The organism is Nonomuraea lactucae, assembly GCF_003313395.1.
GTDB classification, from domain to species: Bacteria; Actinomycetota; Actinomycetes; order Streptosporangiales; family Streptosporangiaceae; genus Nonomuraea; species Nonomuraea lactucae.
Window position 1 is genome coordinate 1 of record NZ_QNFZ01000509.1, and the last position, 1,468, is coordinate 1,468.

A 1,468-nucleotide genomic window follows, 5' to 3' on the forward strand; every position below is an offset into this window, starting at 1 on the left:
CGAGGCCATGGCGTGGCGCGCGGCGGCGGCCATCTCGGCGGCCGACGTCCAGCGCCGGTCGGGCGCCTTGTCGAGCGCCCTCATGACCACCTGGCGCGGGCCCGGCGGCACGTCGGCGCCCAGGGCCGGGATGGGCGCGTGCAGGTGCTTGTAGATGATCTGGACGGGCGTGTCACCCTGGAACGGCAGGTGGCCGGTCAGGCACTCGTACGCGACGACGCCCAGGGCGTAGACGTCGACCGCGGGAGTCACGTCGCTGGCCGTGGCCATCTCGGGGGCGCAGTAGCCGGCCGAGCAGAGCATCGCCCCGGTGGCGGTGAGCTGGCCCGCCGACACCGAGTGGGCGATGCCGAAGTCGGTGAGCGCGACGCGGCCGTCGGGCCTGATCAGGAGGTTGGCCGGCTTGACGTCGCGGTGCACGATGCCCTGCTCGTGGGCGGCGGCCAGCGCGTCGGCCACCTCGGCGACCAGGCGCATGGTCGCGGCCGGGCCGAGCGCCTGGCGGCGCAGCACGCGGTCGAGCGACTCGCCCTCGACGAACTCCATCACCAGGAAGCTCACCCGGCGCCCGTCGACCTCGCACGTGCCGTAGTCGTAGACGTCGACCACGCCGGGATGCCGGAGCGTGGCCATGGCCCTGGCCTCGTTCTGGAAGCGCTGGGCGAAGGTGGGGTTCTCGGCGAGCGCGGGCGTCATGACCTTGACCGCGACGGCGCGGCCGAGCACCGTGTCGTCGGCGCGCCACACCTCGCCCATGCCGCCGCCGCCGACCCGGCTGGTCAGCAGGTAGCGGTCGTTGAGCGTGGTCCGGGGGCCGATCACATATTCGAGGCTAACACCGGGGCGTCGATGGAAACGCCGGAATCGGCAGGGTGTCCCAGGGGGCCGGGGAGCGTACCCGGACGGTCGGAACGCGCCGGTCGCGGCGCCGCCCGAACCCCCGCGGACGGGCCGGTGAAGGCGCCATCCGCGACCGGGTCGAAACATCCGGACATGCCGGGACCCCGGCCGCCTGGGGCGAGCCGGGGTCCAGGGTGTCGGCGGCGGGCGGACGCTAGGAGGCGGCGTCCTTGGCCCGGTTGCGCAGCGCGCGGCTGACGCCGTCGGCCCCTTCGAGGATCAGGCGGCGCAGCGCCTGCGGCGGCTGCTCGTCGGCCAGGTAGGCCTGGGCGGCCTCCACCGTGGCCGGCTCGATGAGCAGCGACGGGAAGCACCCCACCGCGAACGTCTGCGCCTGGTCGAACGTCCACTCCTTGTAGATCCGCCCCACCTCGGCGAAGTACTTGTCGCGGTAGGGCTCCAGCAGCTCGGTGTGGTGCGGGTCCTGGAAGCCGGCGATCGTGGTGCGCGCTATGTGGTTGGCCAGCTTGCCGCCCACGACGCGCTCCCACGCCGCCGCCTTGGCCTCGGCGGTCGGCACGGCCGCGCGGCACAGCGCCGCGGACCGCTCGCCCGTGGCGGTGGCGTC

The 1,468-nt window shown here is 74.3% G+C and carries 2 protein-coding genes; both read right to left on the reverse strand.

Annotation, left to right across the window (positions count from 1 at the left end):
- A partial coding sequence (locus DQW85_RS23090; RefSeq protein WP_162795267.1) for a serine/threonine-protein kinase occupies positions 1-822 on the reverse strand: 822 nt, incomplete at its 3' end.
- A 232-nt stretch (positions 823-1,054) separates the two neighbouring features.
- Positions 1,055-1,468, reverse strand: a 414-nt coding sequence (locus DQW85_RS23095; protein WP_205315343.1) for an ERAP1-like C-terminal domain-containing protein, incomplete at its 5' end; no start/stop codon positions are given.